This window comes from Rahnella sp. JUb53, from assembly GCF_004346065.1.
Taxonomy (GTDB): Bacteria; Pseudomonadota; Gammaproteobacteria; order Enterobacterales; family Enterobacteriaceae; genus Rahnella; species Rahnella variigena.
On sequence record NZ_SLYT01000005.1, the window covers coordinates 67619 to 86756 of the forward strand.

At 51.6% G+C, this 19138-nt stretch carries 15 protein-coding genes; 7 read left to right on the forward strand and 8 right to left on the reverse strand.

Features of this window, described 5'->3' with window-relative positions; all coding sequences use genetic code 11:
* Window positions 1–51 precede the first annotated feature (51 nt).
* Entirely contained in the window at window positions 52–2001 is a 1950-nt protein-coding gene (locus EC840_RS13410) for a bifunctional 2',3'-cyclic-nucleotide 2'-phosphodiesterase/3'-nucleotidase (RefSeq protein ID WP_132965710.1), read from the reverse strand.
* A 199-nt stretch (window positions 2002–2200) separates the two neighbouring features.
* Here EC840_RS13410 and cysQ point away from each other — a divergent pair, with 199 nt between their 5' ends.
* Window positions 2201–2947: a 3'(2'),5'-bisphosphate nucleotidase CysQ gene (gene cysQ / locus EC840_RS13415; protein ID WP_132965712.1), complete on the forward strand. Its 747-nt coding sequence runs from the start codon at window positions 2201–2203 to the stop codon at window positions 2945–2947.
* Window positions 2948–2983: 36 nt separating this feature from the next.
* Here the strand turns inward: cysQ and EC840_RS13420 are convergent, their stop codons facing one another.
* The gene (locus tag EC840_RS13420) at window positions 2984–3541 is read right to left on the reverse strand and encodes a YtfJ family protein (RefSeq protein ID WP_112286817.1); all 558 of its coding nucleotides are present in this window, start codon (window positions 3539–3541) and stop codon (window positions 2984–2986) included.
* A gap of 309 nt (window positions 3542–3850) precedes the next feature.
* Here EC840_RS13420 and EC840_RS13425 point away from each other — a divergent pair, with 309 nt between their 5' ends.
* Window positions 3851–4057, forward strand: a complete 207-nt coding sequence (locus tag EC840_RS13425) for a DUF1107 domain-containing protein (protein ID WP_013573785.1) — start codon at window positions 3851–3853, stop codon at window positions 4055–4057.
* Window positions 4058–4206: 149 nt separating this feature from the next.
* Here the strand turns inward: EC840_RS13425 and EC840_RS13430 are convergent, their stop codons facing one another.
* Together EC840_RS13430 and msrA are read right to left on the reverse strand one after the other, a co-directional pair.
* Window positions 4207–5559 (reverse strand): hemolysin family protein, encoded by a 1353-nt coding sequence (locus EC840_RS13430; protein ID WP_112286816.1) that lies wholly within the window; start codon window positions 5557–5559, stop codon window positions 4207–4209.
* Window positions 5560–5788: 229 nt separating this feature from the next.
* Window positions 5789–6424 carry a peptide-methionine (S)-S-oxide reductase MsrA gene (gene msrA / locus EC840_RS13435; RefSeq protein ID WP_153062839.1) on the reverse strand — a complete coding sequence of 212 codons (636 nt, stop codon included), beginning with the start codon at window positions 6422–6424 and terminating at the stop codon, window positions 5789–5791.
* Window positions 6425–6695: 271 nt separating this feature from the next.
* Here msrA and EC840_RS13440 point away from each other — a divergent pair, with 271 nt between their 5' ends.
* From EC840_RS13440 to EC840_RS13450, 3 genes are read left to right on the forward strand one after another with little or no spacing between them, the layout of a single operon-like run.
* A complete protein-coding gene (locus EC840_RS13440; RefSeq protein WP_112286815.1) occupies window positions 6696–8432 on the forward strand; it encodes an autotransporter assembly complex family protein in 1737 nt (578 codons plus the stop codon).
* Window positions 8429–12244, forward strand: a complete 3816-nt coding sequence (locus EC840_RS13445) for a translocation/assembly module TamB domain-containing protein (protein WP_132965714.1) — start codon at window positions 8429–8431, stop codon at window positions 12242–12244. Before EC840_RS13440 ends, EC840_RS13445 begins: the two co-directional genes overlap by 4 nt.
* A 31-nt stretch (window positions 12245–12275) precedes the next feature.
* Window positions 12276–12629, forward strand: a complete 354-nt coding sequence (locus tag EC840_RS13450) for a gamma-glutamylcyclotransferase (RefSeq protein WP_112286813.1) — start codon at window positions 12276–12278, stop codon at window positions 12627–12629.
* 118 nt (window positions 12630–12747) lie between these two features.
* Here EC840_RS13450 and ppa read toward each other — a convergent pair whose 3' ends face one another.
* Window positions 12748–13278 carry an inorganic diphosphatase gene (gene ppa / locus EC840_RS13455; protein ID WP_013573791.1) on the reverse strand — a complete coding sequence of 177 codons (531 nt, stop codon included), beginning with the start codon at window positions 13276–13278 and terminating at the stop codon, window positions 12748–12750.
* Between the two features lie 316 nt (window positions 13279–13594).
* On the opposite strand from ppa, the gene EC840_RS13460 reads away from it, so the two are divergent.
* Entirely contained in the window at window positions 13595–15166 is a 1572-nt protein-coding gene (locus EC840_RS13460) for a methyl-accepting chemotaxis protein (protein WP_132965716.1), read from the forward strand.
* Between the two features lie 124 nt (window positions 15167–15290).
* Here the strand turns inward: EC840_RS13460 and fbp are convergent, their stop codons facing one another.
* Window positions 15291–16295 (reverse strand): class 1 fructose-bisphosphatase, encoded by a 1005-nt coding sequence (gene fbp, locus EC840_RS13465; RefSeq protein WP_112286811.1) that lies wholly within the window; start codon window positions 16293–16295, stop codon window positions 15291–15293.
* A 167-nt stretch (window positions 16296–16462) separates the two neighbouring features.
* On the opposite strand from fbp, the gene mpl reads away from it, so the two are divergent.
* Window positions 16463–17848 (forward strand): UDP-N-acetylmuramate:L-alanyl-gamma-D-glutamyl-meso-diaminopimelate ligase, encoded by a 1386-nt coding sequence (gene mpl / locus EC840_RS13470; protein ID WP_132965718.1) that lies wholly within the window; start codon window positions 16463–16465, stop codon window positions 17846–17848.
* Between the two features lie 316 nt (window positions 17849–18164).
* On the opposite strand, the gene yhcN (EC840_RS13475) is transcribed toward mpl, so the two are convergent.
* Together yhcN (EC840_RS13475) and yhcN (EC840_RS13480) are read right to left on the reverse strand one after the other, a co-directional pair.
* The gene (yhcN, locus tag EC840_RS13475) at window positions 18165–18428 is read right to left on the reverse strand and encodes a peroxide/acid stress response protein YhcN (RefSeq protein WP_112286809.1); all 264 of its coding nucleotides are present in this window, start codon (window positions 18426–18428) and stop codon (window positions 18165–18167) included.
* Between the two features lie 200 nt (window positions 18429–18628).
* Window positions 18629–18892 carry a peroxide/acid stress response protein YhcN gene (gene yhcN / locus EC840_RS13480; RefSeq protein WP_112286808.1) on the reverse strand — a complete coding sequence of 88 codons (264 nt, stop codon included), beginning with the start codon at window positions 18890–18892 and terminating at the stop codon, window positions 18629–18631.
* Between the last annotated feature and the right edge of the window lie 246 nt (window positions 18893–19138).

A 19138-nucleotide genomic window follows, 5' to 3' on the forward strand; every position in this document is an offset into this window, starting at 1 on the left:
CAGAAACAAGAAAGGGCGCATATGCGCCCTTTTTTACGTCTGAATCTCAGATTATTTTTGTAAATCGACCTGATAAATTTCGAAACCGATGGCATCCGGACCTTTAGCCGTCATCGGATACTGGGCGTGGGTTTTGATGAAGTTTGCCGCTTTATCGCCAGGCGATGTTTCGAAACGAATGTCCAGAGGCTGCGATGCTTTAATCGGTGCCAGCTTCCAGTTGTTATCAGCGGTTGGCGTGACTGCGCCCGCTTTTTTCGTTTCGGCACTGATATAGGCCGCGACCACGGAGCGGTTTTCATCCGGTGAAGCAAAGGCGATGTGCTTATCGCCGGTGCCCGCGAATTTTCCACCGTACGCGCGGTAGTTATTCGTGGCGACCAGGAAGGTCGCTTTCAGGTCAATCGGCTTACCGTTGTAGGTCAGGTTTTTGATGCGTTCCACGTCTTTATTAATCAGCGTACATTCACCGTCGAATTTTGCAGGCTGGCTGACATCAATCTGATAATTCACGCCATCGATGACGTCGAAATTATAGGTACGGAAACCATCCCAGTTAATCAGTGACTGCGGTTTGGTGCTGTTGACGTCAATCTGATTAAACTGGCCGGCGGAGCATTCCAGCCAGTCTTTGACTTCCTGACCGGTGACTTTCATCACCACCAGCGTATTCGGATACAGATACAAATCGGCCGCATTACGGAAAGTCAGTTCGCCTTTCTCCACTTCCACGAAGCTGGCCGGATCGTTTTTACGACCGCCGACTTTAAACGGCGCTGCCGCAGAAAGCACAGGCAAATCGGCTAAATCCGGATCGCCCTGAATGAAATGCTCGGTATAGGCTTTTTGCGCGTTATTGACGATTTGCACCGTCGGATCATCCTGAACCAGCGCCAGATAGCTGTACATGTTGTCGTTAGATTTACCGATCGGCTTGCTGACAAACTCGCGAGTGGCGTCATGTGACGGCGCCAGAACTTTAACTAAATCCTGATCTTCCACCGCCAGTGATTTCTTCTGCTCTTTGTCGTAAATCGGGCGCGCTTCGGCTTTGGCTGTCTCGACTTTCCAGTTACCACCGTCGTTACTGAGCACCATATCCACGACGCCCAGATGGTCGCCCCACATGCCCGGCATCACGGCAGGAACGCCATTCAGCGTACCTTGTTTGATGTCCGCGCCTTTGATACTGGCGAATTCCTCACTCGGGAAAACGGCGTGCGCATGGCCAAACATAATGGCGTCGATGCCTTTTACCTGGCTCAGGTAATAGACCGAGTTTTCCGCCATGGTTTTGTACGGATCGCCCGACAGGCCGGAGTGCGGAATGGCGACAATAATGTCGGCACCTTGTTTGCGCATTTCCGGTATCCACTTTTTAGCCGTCTCGGTGATATCCGCGACGGTCACTTTGCCCTGCAAATTGGCTTTGTCCCAGACCATGATTTGCGGCGGCACAAAACCGATATAGCCGATGCGCAGATTATGGGTTTTACCGTCGCGGTCTTTGACTGCGTTATCGGTGATCAGGAACGGCGTGAACAGCGGTTTCCCGGTTTTATCATCAATCACGTTGGCGTTCACGTAAGGGAATTTCGCCCCGGCCAGTGCTTTTTTCAGGTAATCCAGGCCATAGTTAAATTCGTGATTGCCCAGGTTACCGACCGCGTAATTCAGCGTATTCATCGCCAAATACACCGGATGAACGTCGCCCTGTTTCAGGCCTTTCGCCGCCATGTAATCGCCCAGCGGGCTGCCCTGAATGATGTCGCCGTTATCGACTAACACTGAGTTGGTGACTTCGTTACGCGCCGCGTGGATCAGGCTGGCGGTGCGAACCAGACCGAATTTATCGGTCGGTTTATCTTTGTAGTAGTCGAAGTCCATCATGTTGCTGTGAAGATCCGTGGTTTCCATGATGCGCAGATCCACCTGTGACGCCTGAACGGATGCCGCCGTCAGTGTCGCCAGCAGGGATAACGTCAGATGACGCTTATTCATTGCCTTGCCTCCAGAGAAAGGGATGATGCCCGGAAAAGAAAAACCGGATATGTATCTCAAAATTTGCTGAGAATGTAATCAGTTGTCATAAATAAATGTGAGATGTAACGGCTTTATGACGCGTTAACATGACGGGATGGCTATTCGCGGCAAAAAAAACTAGGCTTGAGGAATGAGAATCAAAGCACTGAGGTAAAAGATGTTAGAGCAAATTTGTCAGTTAGCGCGCGACGCAGGCGATGCGATCATGGCTGTATACGATGGCGAACAGCCGCTCGATGCGCGTCATAAACAGGATGACTCGCCGGTGACCGCCGCCGATATCGCAGCACACAATGTGATTAAAGCAGGTCTGAAAGTACTGGATCCACAAACGCCGATGCTGTCGGAAGAAGATCCGCAAAGCTGGAGCGAACGCCAAAACTGGACGCGCTACTGGCTGGTCGATCCGCTGGATGGCACCAAAGAATTCCTCAAGCGTAATGGTGAATTCACGGTAAATATCGCGCTGATTGAAGACGGTATTCCGGTGCTGGGTGTGGTGTACGTGCCGGTGACCAAAGTGATGTACAGCGCGGCAGAAGGCAAAGCCTGGAAGGAAGAGCAGGGCGCGCGTCAGCAGATTGAAGTGAAAGAAGCGCATCCGCCGCTGGTAGTGGTCAGCCGTTCGCATTTCAGCAATGACCCTGAATTGCAGGATTACCTCGCACAGCTGGGCGAGCATCAGACGGTAGCGATTGGTTCATCGCTGAAATTCTGTCTGGTCGCAGAAGGCGCGGCGCAACTTTATCCGCGCTTCGGGCCAACTAACATCTGGGATACCGGAGCAGGGCACGCGGTTGCGCTGGCCGCTGGCGCACAGGTGCATGACTGGAAAGGTCAGACGCTGACCTACACCCCGCGTGAATCCTTCCTCAATCCGGGCTTCCGCGTCTCTTTATTCTGATGTCATCCCCGGTTTTGCGACCGGGGATTTCGCGTTTTATTCTTTGACCAGCTTATCTACCAGCGTAATCACCTGCTGAACTTCCTGCGGTGACAACTGGCCATCTTTGGCGAATTTAATTACCCCGTTTTTATCCAGCACCACCACCGCTGAACTTTCCGGTTGCAGTTCCCAGGCCTTTTTTACCGTGCCGTTGCTGTCGACAATTATCTGCGACCACGGGAATTCACGTTTGCCGCTTTCAATGCTTTTACGCACAAACATGCCGGTGCCGATAATGGCGTCGTCGGTATTAATGATGGTGGTCGTCTGATAACTATCATGCGGCAAATTTGCGGCTCTGATGGCGGTGATCAGCGGTTCATTCAACGCCTTGGCGCTGCTTCTGCCCGCCATGTGCTGCACGATACGCACTTTTCCCGGCAGCTTCGCGCTGTTCCATTTGTTGTAACTGAAGGTGTCATTAACGTCATTCAGTTCGCCTTTGTCGTCTACGCCAACCGGAGCCAGGCGCTGGCCGACGGTAAAATTGTGGGCGGAAGCGAAAAACGAAAATGTCACAAAAGTGATCACAAAAAGACTTCTTAAAAGCATAGATTCTCCGGGGCACAAATGAACGGTTCAGCCAATCATAGGATCGCTGAAGTGGTCTGTCCTGTTGAGATGTTAAAATTGTGTTGCTGGTTACAAAATTGCCACATAAAGCAGGGTTATACTGCTACAGAACGTCAAGACTTAAGACAATACTGAAAAGCAATGTAAAAGCAGTTAAATCCACTGGCAATACCTGACTGCCCTGCTATGTTATAAGTCTCTTCACTGCACTACACTTTTTGGTCCCGGTATCTGTCGCCTTGCGACGTGGCCGGTACATGCAGTGATTTAACGGAGTAAAAGAGAAAAATGAGAATCTTCCAGCGTTACAATCCGATGAAAGTCGCAAAGTACGTTAAGACACTGTTTCGTGGACGTTTGTATATCAAGGACGTCGGCGCATTTGAATTCGACCAAGGCAAGATCCTGTTGCCAAAGGTACGCGATAAGCGCCACTTTAGCGTGATGTCTGAAGTTAACCGGCAGGTTACGCATTTACAGGCAGAAATGGGTTAAACGCCCTGCGCGTTGTCGCTGCCACTTTGCAGCTTGCGCAAAAAAAACGGCCCCGAAGGGGCCGTTAGTGTTTTCAGAATCCGGGACTTTTTACTGAAGATCTGTTTACAAGATCTGTGTACTGAAGAGCCGCTTACCGAGGAACCCGTTTACTGAGCCTGAGCCTTCTGCTCATCTTTAATTTCTTGCGGCGTTTTCGGCAGCAACGGTGTTGCAGGCTGATCGACAATTCGCGTGACCAGTAGCTGATCAATCTTATAGCTGTCGATATCCACCACTTCAAATTTGTAGCCGGAGAATTTCACGAAGTCCGTACGTTTCGGGATTTTACGCAACATAAACATCATGAAGCCGCCGATGGTTTCGTAGTTGCCGGACTGCGGGAATTCTTCGATATGCAACACGCGCATCACGTCTTCGATTGGCGTACCGCCTTCAATCAGCCATGAATGCTCGTCACGTGCCACAATCTGTTCTTCCATACCCTGACCGACCAGGTCGCCCATCAGCGTCGTCATCACGTCATTGAGCGTGATAATACCGACCACCAGCGCATATTCGTTCAGGATAACGGCAAAGTCTTCGCCCGCGGCTTTGAAGCTTTCCAGCGCTTCAGAAAGCGTCAGCGTATCCGGCACGATCAGCGCGTTGCGGATTTGCACGCCGCTGCTCAGCATTAAACTCTGATTGCCCAGCACGCGGTTCAGTAAGTCTTTGGAATCGACATACCCGACCACCTGGTCAATATGACCGTCACACACCAGGAATTTCGAATGCGGATGGGTGGCGATTTTCTCTTTGATGCTTTCTTCGCTTTCCCGCAGATCAAAATAAATCACACTTTCACGCGAGGTCATGGAAGAAGGGACGGTACGCGATTCGAGTTCGAATACGTTTTCAATCAGTTCATGTTCCTGCTTACGCAGTACGCCCGCCAGCGCGCCGGCTTCAAACACGGCGTAGATGTCGTCAGACGTAATGTCGTCATTACGTACCATCGGCAGTTTGAACAGGCGGAAAATCATGTTCGCCATACCGTTGAAGAACCACACCATCGGGCGGCAAATCATCAGGCAGAAACGCATCGGGTTGACTATACGAACGGCAACCGTCTCAGGTGAAATCATACCGATGCGCTTCGGTGTGAGGTCAGCAAACAGAATGAACAGACTGGTGACCAGAACGAAGGAACAGATAAAGCTGACTTGATCCGCCATTTCAGGCGACATAAAGCGAATAAAGAACGTCTGGAACGCAGGGGAGAATGCAGCATCACCTACGATACCCCCGAGGATGGCGACGGCATTCAGGCCAATCTGCACCACGGTAAAGAACAGGCCAGGCGTTTCCTGTAATTTCATTACGCGGGAGGCATTGACGTTTCCTTCGTCTGCCAACTGTTTAAGCTTTATTTTGCGGGAAGCGGCCAGCGATATCTCAGATAGCGAGAAAAAGGCACTGATCGCGATAAGTAGAAGAATCAGTAAAATACTGTTTAACATAATCTATCCGTTTAACACCGGGCTGAACCGGCAGGGAAAGGCACTCATTATTTTTGTTGCTTAAATGAACATCATTTTATTAGAACGACTAAAAAGCTGTTCAGAAGAAAAAAGCGTAAGGATGAAAAACAAAGATAATTGCCAGAAAATAGTTTTAAAGGGCCACATTTGTGACCCGCATAGTATAGCAGCAGCACTGAGACTGCCGCCAGCGCTTAAAAATCCCGCATTATTGAGGTGGCAGACACACGCCAATCCCGCCTAAACCGCAGTAACCTTCCGGGTTTTTAAACAGGTATTGCTGATGTTCGTCTTCAGCATAATAGAACGGCAGGGCTTCGGTGATTTCCGTGGTGATGGTGCGCTTATCGTTCGCTTCGTCCATCGCCTGCTGGAAACTCGCCAGACTGGCCAGCGCCTGATCTTGCTGCTCTGCGCTCAGTACGTACAACCCTGAGCGATATTGCGTGCCGATATCCCCGCCCTGGCGCATGCCCTGAGCCGGATCGTGGTTTTCCCAAAAAATCTGCAACAGCTTCGCATAACTGATCACCGCCGGATCAAACACCACGCGCACCACTTCCGCATGACCGGTCTGGCCGGTACAGACTTCGCGGTAGGTCGGATTAGGGGTGAAACCGCCGCTGTAACCGGCTGCTGTGCTGTAAACCCCTTCCTGTTGCCAGAACAAACGCTCTACGCCCCAGAAGCAGCCCATCGCAAAAATCGCGACTTCCATGTTGTCAGGAACATGCGTCATTGAATGTTCATTTACTGCATGAATAGTTGCCACTGGCATCGGGGTTGTACGGCCAGGTAACGCGTCTGCCTGCGTGACAGGCTGCGTTTTATCGGAAAGTTGCACCACGGAAAACTCCAGTTGTTGCTTAAATGAACAAGGTTTGTAACAAAGCGGCCTTAAGAATAACCATGACCAACAGGCCAGTGTTAGTTGTATCTGATTGCGTCTTTGCACACAATACGGGGAACGTTGCTTCGTCGTTGAACATTTTCAGGGGATTAGCACTAAACTGCTTTCATCTGAGCTTCTGAAGATGAATCTGCCAAAGACGAGCAGATATTCTCCGGCGGGCATCTGATATTTTAACAGGACAGTAAAATTAGCAGGAGTGCGTGTGCCACGATATCGTGAACTGGGTTTGTTATTAGTACTGCTGGCCCCCTCACTTTCCATGGCAGCGAAGGTGCGTTTGCAGCTGGAAGGCCTGGATGGCGATTTGGAAAAGAACGTCCGCGTTCGTTTATCTTCGATTCAAAGCGATGAAGTCGGCGCTAATGGCCGGTTTCGCGCGCGTGTCAGTGCGGCGATCCAGCAGGGATTACGGCCGCTGGGCTATTATTCCCCGACGATCGATTTTGATTATCGCGAGACACCCCCGCCGGGGCGTCCGGTTCTGATTGCCAAAGTCACGCCGGGAACACCGGTGAAAATCGCCGGTACCAGCGTGGTGATTGAAGGGCAGGCGGATAAAGATAATGAATTCGAACAGCTTAAAAAGCGTGATGTGCCTGCGGTCGGGACGATTTTAAACCACGGGACTTACGACAATTTTAAAAGCTCGCTGACCGGGATTGCGCTGCGTAAAGGCTATTTTGATGCCAACATGCGCAAGAGCCAGCTGGGCGTGATTGAAGATGAACATAAAGCGTTCTGGGATATTCAGTTCGACAGCGGCGAGCGTTACCACTTCGGCGACGTCCATTATCAGGGATCACAGATCCGCGACGAGTATCTGCAAAATCTGGTGCCATTCCATAAGGGTGATTATTACACCACGGCGCAACTGGCTGAGCTTAACCGCCGCCTGTCCGCAACTGGCTGGTTTAACTCTGTGGTCGTGTCTCCAGATTTTACTGATGCCAAAGCCACAAAAACCTTGCCGCTCAACGCGGTGGTGTCGCCGCGTACCGAAAATACCATTGAAACCGGTGTCGGTTACTCCACGGATATTGGCCCGCGCGTAACGGCCAACTGGAAAAAGCCATGGGTGAACGATCGGGGTCAGAGTTTTGAAACCTCGACCACGCTGTCTGGTCCTGAGCAGTCTTTAGATCTCAGTTATAAAATTCCGCTGCTTAAATCGCCGCTGGAGCAATATTACCTGGTGCAGGGCGGCTTCAAACGCGAAGATCTCAACGATACCAACTCGGATTCTACTACGGTGAATGTGGCGCGTTATTGGGATCTCTCAAGCGGCTGGCAGCATGCAGTGAACCTGCGCTGGAGCCTCGACCACTTTACGCAGGGTAGCGTGACCAACACCACCATGCTGATTTATCCGGGTGTGAGCCTCAACCGTACGCGTCAGCGCGGCGGCCTGATGCCGACCTGGGGCGATTCTCAGCGTTATTCTCTCGATGTGTCTGATACCACGTGGGGATCTGACGTCGATTTCGCCGTGATTCAGGCGCAAAACGTTTGGATCCGCACACTGGCGGATAAACACCGCTTTGTGTTCCGCGGCAATCTCGGCTGGATTGAAACCAATGACTTCGAGCGCGTGCCGCCATCCCTGCGTTTCTTCGCCGGGGGTGACCGCAGTATTCGCGGCTACAAATACAAATCCATTTCCCCGCGTGATGATGAAGGCAAGCTGACCGGTGCGTCCTATCTGGGTACCGGTTCGGTGGAATACCAATACAACGTGACCGGAAAATGGTGGGGCGCGGTGTTTGTCGATTCCGGCGAAGCGGTTAACGACATCACACAAAACGATTTCAAAACCGGGGCGGGTGTGGGTGTGCGCTGGGCTTCACCGATAGGCCCGGTGAAATTAGATGTTGCCGCACCTGTCGGCGACAAAGATGAGCATGGATTGCAGTTTTACATCGGCTTGGGTCCGGAATTATGAGTTTATTTAAGAAAATCTGTCTGGGTTTCCTGATCTTCCTGGTGCTGTTAATCAGCCTGGTGGCTTTCCTTGTCGGGACGCAAACCGGTCTGCATCTGATGATCAACGGCGCGAACCGCTTTGTGCCAGGGCTGAACATCGCCAGCACGGAAGGCGGCTGGCGTGATCTGACGCTCAAAGGCGTGCATTACGAAATGCCGGGCGTGGATGTGAAAGCCGGAGAGTTCCACCTTTCCCTCGATTTCTCGTGTCTCAAAAACAGTGCGCTGTGCGTCAATGCGTTGCGGGTAAAAGACGTCAACGTGGTGGTGAACACCAAAGAGATGACGCCAGCTGCGGCTCAACCGGAGCCGGAAACCAGCGAGCCACTGACCAATCTCAGCACGCCGTATCCCATCACTCTCCGTCTGCTGACGCTGGATAATATTAATATCACGCTGGATGATCGGGCGATTTCGCTGGCGTCATTCCGCACCGGCGCGCACTGGGAAGGCCGTGCCATTCAGCTGATGCCAACACGTATCGGCGGATTACTGATTGCGTTGCCAAAAACGCCGGTCAATCCGCTGCCGGAAGTGGTGCAGGCCGCGCAGGACAAAGCCGTGGAGAAAGCGACGGGCAAACCGGCTGAGCCGCCGGTGGTGGTGCCGGAGAAACCGCTGGGTGAAACATTGCAGGAGATGTTTGCCAAACCGCTGCTGCCTGATTTACCCGATTTCCGTTTGCCGGTCGATCTGGATATTCAGCAAATCCTCGGTGAAAACTTGCGGCTGACCGGTGATACCGATGTGCTGATCACCCGTTTTGAACTGAAGGCCAGCACGCAGGATCAGCAGGTTAAGCTGGATAAACTGATGGTGCGCTCTGCTCAGGGTTCTGTCGATGGCACGGGGCAGGCGACGCTTAATCAAAACTGGCCGGTGGATCTGACGATTAACACCGCAGTGAATATCGACCCGCTGAAGGGTGAGAAGATCAAACTGAAAGTGGGTGGCGGATTACGCGACAAACTGGATGTCGGCCTGAATCTTTCCGGCCCGGTGCGTGCGCAGCTGGCGCTGGAAACGCAACTGGCAGAAGCCGGTCTGCCACTGGATCTGAAACTCACCAGCGACGCGCTGCAATGGCCGCTGACCGGCACACCTCAGTATCAGGTTAAAGGCTTCAAACTTAATTTCAGCGGTAAAGCGACCGATTATGCGCTTTCGCTGCGTTCAGATTTCAAAGGTGATCAGATCCCACCCGCCACACTGACACTTGATGGTAAAGGCAATGTGGAGCAGTTCAAACTGACGCTGCTGCGCCTTGCGGCGCTGGAAGGGAATACCGATCTGACCGGTGTGGTGGACTGGAGTAAAGCCATCAGCTGGAACAGTGAACTGAAGCTGACCGGCATCAATACCGCGAAACAGTATCCGGACTGGCCTGCGAAGTTGCAGGGCAAGATCACCACACGCGGCAGTCTGTATGGCGGCACGTGGCAGATACAGGTGCCGGTGCTGGATCTGACCGGGAACGTCAAGCAAAACGCCGTGAAGGCGCAAGGTAACGTGCGCGGAAACAGCTACGGGCAGTGGGATATTCCGCAACTGCACCTTGAACTGGGGCGCAATAATCTGGATGTGAAGGGCACGCTCGGCGACACCTGGAACCTCGACGCCAAAGTGGATGCGCCACATCTTGACGGCGCACTGCCGGGACTGGGCGGCGTGGTGAAAGGGATGTTGCAGCTGCGCGGTGATCTTAAAGCGCCGAAGCTGCTGGCGGATCTGACCGCCACCGGCCTGAAGTGGCAGGCACTGACGGTGCGTCGCGTTGATATCAAAGGCGACGTCAGCTCAACCGATCAGATCCAGGGCAATCTTGCCGTTCGCGTTCAGCAACTTAAACAGGATGCGCTGGATATCACCGATATTAATCTCGATGCCAAAGGTAACGAGAAACAGCATCAGCTGACGCTGAAAGTCGACGGTAAACCGGTGTCCGGTCGCCTGGCGTTAAGCGGCAGTTTTGACCGTGCAACCGAAGAGTGGAAAGGCAGTATCACCAATACGTTATTTGATACGCCGGTCGGGCAGTGGCGCCTCAACCGTTCTATTGCGCTGGATTACTTCAACAAAGAACAACGCATCACTGTCGGCCCTCATTGCTGGCAAAACCCGAATGCGGATTTGTGTGTGCCGAAAACCATTGATGCCGGTGCCAGCGGGCAGGCGAGCGTTGTGCTCAACCGCTTTGATCTGGCGATGGTCAAACCTTTCCTCACCGATGATACGCAGCTGAACGGTGTGTTCAGCGGTAAAGCGGATGTGAGCTGGAAAGCCGAGGGCGGTCTGCCACAGGCCAGCGTCTCACTGGTGGGTAAAGGCGTGAAGGTTCAGCAACTGGTGCAGGGCAGTCCGCTGCCTGTCGCCTTCGACACGCTGAACCTGAGTGCCGGGCTGAATAATGGCCGTGCGAATCTCGACTGGTTAATCAGGATAACCAATAACGGTCAGCTGGATGGCAGCATTCAGATTGCCGATCCGCAGGGTAAACGTAATCTTAGCGGCAATGTGAATATCGCCCGCATTTCCATGGCCTTACTGCAACCGGCGCTGATGGACGGCGAAAAAGCGTCGGGTATTCTGAATGCCAATCTGCGGCTCGGCGGGAATGCACAGAAACCGCTGGTGTTCGGCAAGCTGGCGCTGACCGGTGTCGATTTCGACGCGCAGTTTATGCCGTTTGATATCACTGACGCCAATATCGGCATTAATTTCAACGGCATGTCATCCATCATGGAAGGGGTGATTAAAACCGCGCAGGGCCAGCTGGAACTGAACGGTAACGCCGACTGGAGTGAGCTTAATGCCTGGCGGGCGCGTATTGCGGCGCGGGGCAACAAAGTACGTGTTTCGGTGCCGCCGATGGTGCGTCTGGACGTTTCACCGGATTTAGTGTTTGATGCCACACCGCAGCTGTTCTCGCTTAACGGAACCGTTGATATTCCGTGGGCGCGCATTACGGTGCAGGAATTGCCGGAAAGCGCGGTCGGGGTTTCATCGGATGAAGTGATGCTTAACGATCAGCGTCAGCCGATTGCGCCAAAGTCAGCGTCTATTCCGATCAACAGCAACCTGATGGTGAACATTGGGAAAGATGTTCGCCTCGATGCATTCGGTCTGAAAGCGCGTCTTGAAGGCGCACTTAAAGTGGCGCAGGACAGTCGCGGTCTGGGGCTGAACGGACAAATTAATATTCCGTCCGGGCGCTTCCACGCTTACGGGCAAGACTTGATTGTGCGTAAAGGCCAGATGCTGTTCTCCGGACCGGCGGATCAACCGTTGCTGAATCTGGAGGCGATCCGTAACCCGGAAGCGACAGAGAACGACGTGGTGGCGGGGTTGAGGGTTACAGGTGAGGCTGATGCGCCTAAACTTGAAATATTCTCAGATCCGGCGATGTCGCAGCAGGAAGCCTTGTCCTACCTGCTTCGCGGGCAGGGATTAGACAATTCTGGCGGTGACAGTGGCGCAATGACCTCCGCTCTTATCGGGTTAGGGGTTGCGCAAAGTGGTAAACTTGTGGGTAAAATCGGCGAGGCATTCGGTGTGAGCAATCTGGCGCTGGATACTCAGGGCGTAGGAGACAGTTCTCAGGTCGTGGTCAGTGGTTATGTTTTACCAGGATTACAGGTGAAATATGGTGTTGGAATATTCGACTCACTGGCGACTCTGACTCTGCGCTACCGGTTGATGCCAAAGCTTTACCTGCAGGCTGTATCAGGCATCGATCAGGCATTGGATTTGCTCTATCAGTTTGAGTTTTAATTCATGTGACTTTTACTATACGAATATAAACATGCGAATAATTGTTTACGGTAGTCTGCGACGCAAGCAAGGCAACAGTCATTGGATGACGAATGCTCAATGGTTGGGTGACCATGAGCTGGAAGGGTATGCCCTGTATAATCTGGGCCACTATCCTGCTGTTATACCAGGGGAAGGCAAAGTCTATTGCGAAGTTTACCGCATTACCTCGTCAATACTGGCGGAGTTGGATGAGCTTAAAAGTAACACCAAGGATTACCGTCGTGAGCTGATCTCGACACCGTATGGCAGCGCCTGGATTTACCTCTACATTCGCTCACTGGATGGTGTGCCGAGAATAGCAGGTGGAGACTGGGTGAAGCGTAACGAAGCGGTCAGTGAATGATCTGAGCAAGGTCGTTTAAAAAATAATCGTTGTCTGACAACGTTTACTACATAAAAAAACACCGCCATCTGGCGGTGTTTTTTTCTTTTAAACGGCAGTTATTCAAACAGCTGAAAGCTTATTTGTTTTTAGCGCGTTCGAAAGAAGTCACGATTTCAGCTTTTGCTGCAGCAGCGTCAGCCCAACCGTCAACTTTTACCCATTTGCCTTTTTCCAGCGCTTTGTATTGCTCGAAGAAGTGGGTGATCTGGCCGCGCAGCAGTTCTGGCAGGTCGTTCACATCTTTGATGTGATCGTATTCTTTGCTCAGTTTGGTGTGTGGAACAGCAACCAGTTTCGCATCTTCACCAGCTTCGTCGGTCATTTTCAGCATACCGACAGGGCGGCAGCGGATCACAGAACCTGGTTGCAGCGGGTATGGCGTTGGAACCAGAACGTCAACCGGGTCGCCATCCAGAGACAGAGTGTGGTTGATGTAACCGTAGTTGCACGGATAGAACATCGCAGTTGACATGAAACGGTCTACAAACAGCGCGCCGGTATCTTTATCCACTTCGTACTTGATTGGATCTGCGTTTGCAGGGATTTCGATAACGACATAGATATCTTCTGGCAGTTCTTTGCCCGCCGGGACATTCAGTAAGCTCATTGTTGGTTTCCTTCGTTGAACCAGGAATAGAGTGCCGCACATTATAGCCAACTCTCCCGCGATTTCCCGCCCTTTTCGTCAGAACCTCTTAGCGCTTTTTCCGGCACGACCTGCTGCTGAAGGTCGTCAAAATCCTCAGCGGTGGCAGTAAAATTTACTCATCCGACGCTTTACCGTGTAACTGCCTGTTTTTACTTTTCTTATCAAGAAATTCAGTCCGTTGCCGATAACAATATTCAAACAAAAAATCAGGAATCACCTGATCCCTACCTCACCGGAAGTATCTCTTTTCACCTGAATGGCTGGATAACATCGTATGTTGAATAAGTTGAGCGTAAAAGCCGGTCTGATCGGTTTGCTGGTATTTATGACGTTGATTTTACTGCTGGTTAGCGTGCTGGGTGCCAATGCTATCAGGCAGAGTGCGACTTCCCTGCAAAAGATTAATCAGCTTCAGGGTGATGAACTTGGTTCACTGGCCGACAGCTACAGTTTCTCACTGCGCACGCGCGTCGCCAGCGGTGTGGCCGTACGCCAGCTGGAAATCGGCATGATGGATGATGCCAAAACGACTGCCGATCGCATTGCCGGTTATATCAAACAGGCTGATACCGATCTGGCAAAATTTGTCAGCATTCAGGATGAAACTCAGCAGGGCAGAGATTTATCCGACGCCGTGAAGAAAACCTACGACGCGTATAAAGCTAACGGTTTAGTCCCGATTCTGGCCGCGCTTCAGGCGCAAAGCGCAGACGGTTATTACGATGTGCTGGAAAATAAAATCACGCCTTACAGCAATGCTTACGACAAAGCGCTGGCAGATTTTCGTGCTTATGCGGTCGATAACACCAGCAAGCGCATCGAACAGGCTCGTGCCAATGCACGTATCCAGCTGACGGTGATCGTTGCGGCTTTCGTCATTGCGCTAACGATCGCGGTGCTGGCGTGGTTTGCCTTGCAGAAAATCATCATGCATCCGCTGAATTTCTCTATCGCTCAGCTGGAATTTATCGCCAAAGGCGACCTGACTCATGAGATTGATGATTCCCGCAATAATGAGATGGGGCGTTTGCTGAAAGCGATGAAACAAATGCAGGACTCTCTGGTTGAGTCGGTCGGTCGCGTGCGCGATGCCGGAAATCAGATTGATGTCGGTTCCCGCGAACTGGCTGCCGGTAACGTGCATCTGGCGCAGCGCACGGAAGAATCCGCTGCGTCGCTGGAGGAAACCGCAGCAAGTATGGAACAGCTGACATCTACCGTGCGTATGAATGCCGCGAATTCCGAACAGGCGAATCAGCTGGCGCAAAGCGTTTCGGTTATTGCCGGTAAGGGCAGCGAAGTCGTGCATAAGGTCATGGATAAAATGCAGGGCATTACCGACAGCTCGAAACGCATTGGCGATATTATTACTGTTATTGACGGCATCGCATTCCAGACCAATATTCTGGCGCTGAATGCCGCGGTCGAAGCGGCGCGTGCGGGTGAACAGGGGCGTGGTTTTGCCGTGGTAGCCGGTGAAGTGCGCAGCCTGGCGCAACGCAGTGCGCAATCTGCCAAAGAAATTAAAGAGCTGATTGTTGACTCTGAAAGTCGCGTTTCTGAGGGTTCGGATATGGTGAAATCAGCCGCCGATACGATGCTGGAAATTTCCAGCGAAGTGACCCGCGTGACTAGTCTGATGCGCGAAATATCTATCGCAACCACCGAGCAGACTCATGGCATCGAACAGGTGAACGTGGCGATTACCCAAATGGATCAGGTGGCGCAGCAGAATGCGGCACTGGTAGAGCAGGCGACAGCGGCCACGCGTTCTCTGGAAGAACAGGCGCAGTTGCTGGCTGAAAGCATGGCGGTATTTAAGCTGAACCGGGCAGATCAGTTCTGATTTCTGGCCGTCGGGCTGAATAAAGAAAAGGTGGCTGAAAAGCCACCTTTTTACGTTCTGGAGTATTACTAAGTTACAGAGGTATCACGTTCATTCTTTGATGATTTTATTGAGGCAAGTTTGATTATTCATCCGGGAACTGCGCGATAAAGCGTTCTGCATCTTCGACCATTGAACTGTTACCGACAAAGAACGGCGCACGTTCATGCAGTTTTTGCGGAACGATATCCAGAATACGATTTTTACCGTCACTGGCTTTACCACCGGCCTGCTCCGCAAGGAAAGCCATCGGGTTGCATTCATACAGCAAACGCAGTTTTCCGTTCGGATGACTGGCGGTGCTTGGGTAAATATAAATGCCGCCTTTCAGCAGGTTACGATGGAAGTCTGCGACCAGCGAGCCGATATAACGTGAAGTGTAAGGACGCTGCGTGGCTTCATCCTGCTCCTGGCAATACTTGATGTATTTTTTAACGCCAAGAGGGAACTTGATGTAATTACCTTCGTTGATCGAGTACATGTTGCCCTTTTTAGGGAAACAGACTTTTTCGTGAGAAAGGCAGAACACACCGAGAGAAGGATCGTAAGTAAAGGCATGAACGCCAGCACCAGTGGTGTACACCAGCATGGTTGAAGAACCATACACGACGTAACCTGCGGCAACCTGACGATTCCCCGGTTGCAGGAAATCAGCTTCAGTAACCGGCTGGCCCAGCGGGGTGGTACGACGGTAAATGGAGAAGATCGTGCCGACGGAGACGTTTACGTCGATGTTGGAGGAGCCATCCAGCGGATCCATCAAAATGACGTATTTTGCATTTTCAGCGCGTTCGCCCTCGAAAATGACGATTTCATCTTCTTCTTCAGACGCGATACCGGCAATTTCACCGCGCGCCTTCATGGCTGCTTTTAGTTTTTCATTTGCGTACAGATCGAGTTTCATCTGCACTTCACCCTGCACATTCTCAGCACCACTGGTGCCCAGAATATCAACCAGACCCGCTTTGTTGATGTCGCGGTGAATGATTTTGGCGCCGAGTTTTATCGCTGAAAGCAACGCTGTCAGTTCACCGGTTGCATGTGGAAAATCCTGCTGCTTTTCAACAATAAATTCGCCTAACGTTTTCATGACACTTTCCCTGAATCGAGGATAGATAACGGTACGTTAATAAAAATTTCACAAGAGCGAAGGCAGTTTAGCCCAAATATATGGACGAATCATAGGCAAATCCATTTCTTCTGGAGGAATCTGAGCGGTAGAATAGCGGCTGACTTAAAGGCATCAATGGAAAATATATGCGCATTCATATTCTTGGGATTTGCGGCACGTTTATGGGCGGGCTGGCGATGCTGGCTCGTGCTCAGGGGCATCAGGTCACCGGTTCGGACGACAACGTTTATCCACCGATGAGTACGCTTCTGGAAAATCAGGGGATCAACCTGATCCAGGGCTACGATCCTGCACAGCTCAATCCGCACCCTGACCTGGTGATTATCGGCAACGCGATGACGCGCGGTAATCCTTGCGTCGAGGCCGTACTGGAGCAGGGGATCCCTTATGTTTCAGGGCCACAATGGTTGCATGACCACGTCCTTCCGGGACGCTGGGTTATTGCGGTGGCGGGTACGCACGGCAAAACGACGACGGCGGGAATGGTCACGTGGATCCTCGAGGCCTGCGGCTATGAGCCGGGTTATGTCATTGGCGGCGTGCCGGGCAATTTTGAGGTCTCTGCGCGTCTTGGCAACAGTCCGTTTATGGTGCTGGAAGCCGACGAATACGACTGCGCGTTCTTTGATAAACGATCCAAGTTCGTTCATTACAGTCCGCGTACACTGGTGCTCAATAACCTCGAGTTCGACCACGCTGATATTTTCGACGATCTCAAGGCCATTCAGAAACAGTTCCACCATCTGGTGCGTCTGGTGCCGGGCAAAGGCAAAATTATTTTGCCAGAGCACGACACACCACTGAAACAGGTCATGGCGATGGGATGCTGGAGTGAGCAGGAATTTGCCGGTGAAGCTGAAAATTGTGCATGGGATGCGAAAAAACTGACGCCAGACGCCAGCACTTTTGAAGTCTATCTGCACGGCGAAGTGGTCGGTCAGGTTAACTGGAATCTGGTCGGCGAACACAACATGCATAACGGACTGATGGCGATCGCCGCTGCCCGTCATGTTGGCGTTAAGCCGGAAGATGCCTGCAAAGCGCTGGGAGAATTTATCAATGCCCGCCGCCGTCTGGAGCTTCGCGGTGTGGAAAACGGTGTCAGCGTGTACGACGATTTCGCTCACCATCCGACAGCCATTTTGGCCACGCTTTCTGCGTTGCGCAGCAAAGTTGGCGGGACTGCGCGCATTCTTGCGGTTCTCGAACCTCGCTCTAATACCATGAAAATGGGGATGAGTAAGAATGAACTGGCACCGTCCCTGGGTCGTGCTGACGAAGTCTTCCTGTTACAACCGCAGCATATTCCATGGCAGGTGGCTGAAGTGGCTGAACATTGTATTCAGCCAGCGCACTGGAGCGCAGATGTCGATTCGCTGGTTGATATGGTGATCAAGGCTTCCCAGCCGGGCGACCATATTCTGGTGATGAGCAACGGCGGCTTCGGCGGCATTCACGGCAAACTGCTGGCGGCACTGGCAACCAAGGCGCAGGCTGTGCAAGAGCTGTAAAACGTAAATTGATGGAACCAGGCACAGCTCCGGCTGTGCTTTTTTTTGCCTTTTACCGACGGACAGGACTCTTTGAGGCAAAAATTTTGACAAAAAAAAAGCCCTCAAAAATTGAGGGCCAAAGGGTGTCGTCGGACAGGACGACGAGGGTATCGTTAGCCGGAGAGCAAGGCAGTGGCAGTGTCAGCTCTCCTTCCAGCCTCAACAGCGCAGTGTATTTTCGCTGTATTTCTTCGAACAGTGGCTGTTGAAACCCGGTAACGCTAATTCAAAATACTCAAACAGTGGCTTTGTATCAGGGACTTACTCAGGGATCTTACTGATAGATTTCTGCGGTTGCATGATAAGCGCCGTCGTTATGGGCTTCTATCACGCGGAAAGATTTAGCGCCTTTGCTGTCGGCTTTATCAGACAGTTGCTGGCGGATATCGGTCGGAACACCATCGACGCCGCTGACGCTGATTGTGCCCATAGGCTGTAAATTTTCTGCTTGCTGATTAGTCACCAGCTGAGCGGCGGATGCACCGAAAGAAACAGCAGATAACAGGCTTAGGGCGGCAATAGTAGTAATGATTTTCATGATAATTTCCTGAATTCACTGACGTTGTTAGATTATTTCGAGATCAACGTCGATTGATGTCTGGATTCATCAGAACTGTGATATCGGGTTCAGGAGTGCGTAAAGCCTACGGGAACGCAGATGATGCAGTGACAAATCCGTCTAGATGCGCATTGCGCGGGCCCGATTCATTCAGGCCCCTTCGCTACGTTTACCCGAACTTATTGGTAAATTTCAGCGGTCGCGTGGTAGTTACCTTCTTCACGAACTTCGATAACACGGAATGCTTTAGCGCCTTTGGCATCGGCTTTGTCTGACAATGCCTGACGGATATCAGAAGGTGCGCCGGCAACACCGCTCACGCTGATCATGCCAGTTGATTGCAGATTTGACGCTTGTTCCTGTGTTACAGGTTGTGCTGCAAAAACGCCAAATGACAGGGCAGATAGAATGCTTAATGTTGCGATTGTAGTTTTAACTTTCATGATTTTGACCTCGTCGATTTTATTATGTTTTCAATATCCGGTGCTTCACACCACGGAAATGAGTATACATCTAATAACTGTAAATATTAATAGTTTGCTAATAGTTATTTAGGTGTCTATGTGCATCCTATGTGTATTTTTAATAACTAAAAAGAATAAAAAACGCGTGAAAATTAGACTTTTTGTGTTAATTTTTCGTAAAATCAATAAATTGGGTGAATGTGGCTATTTGTGCTTATTTTTGCA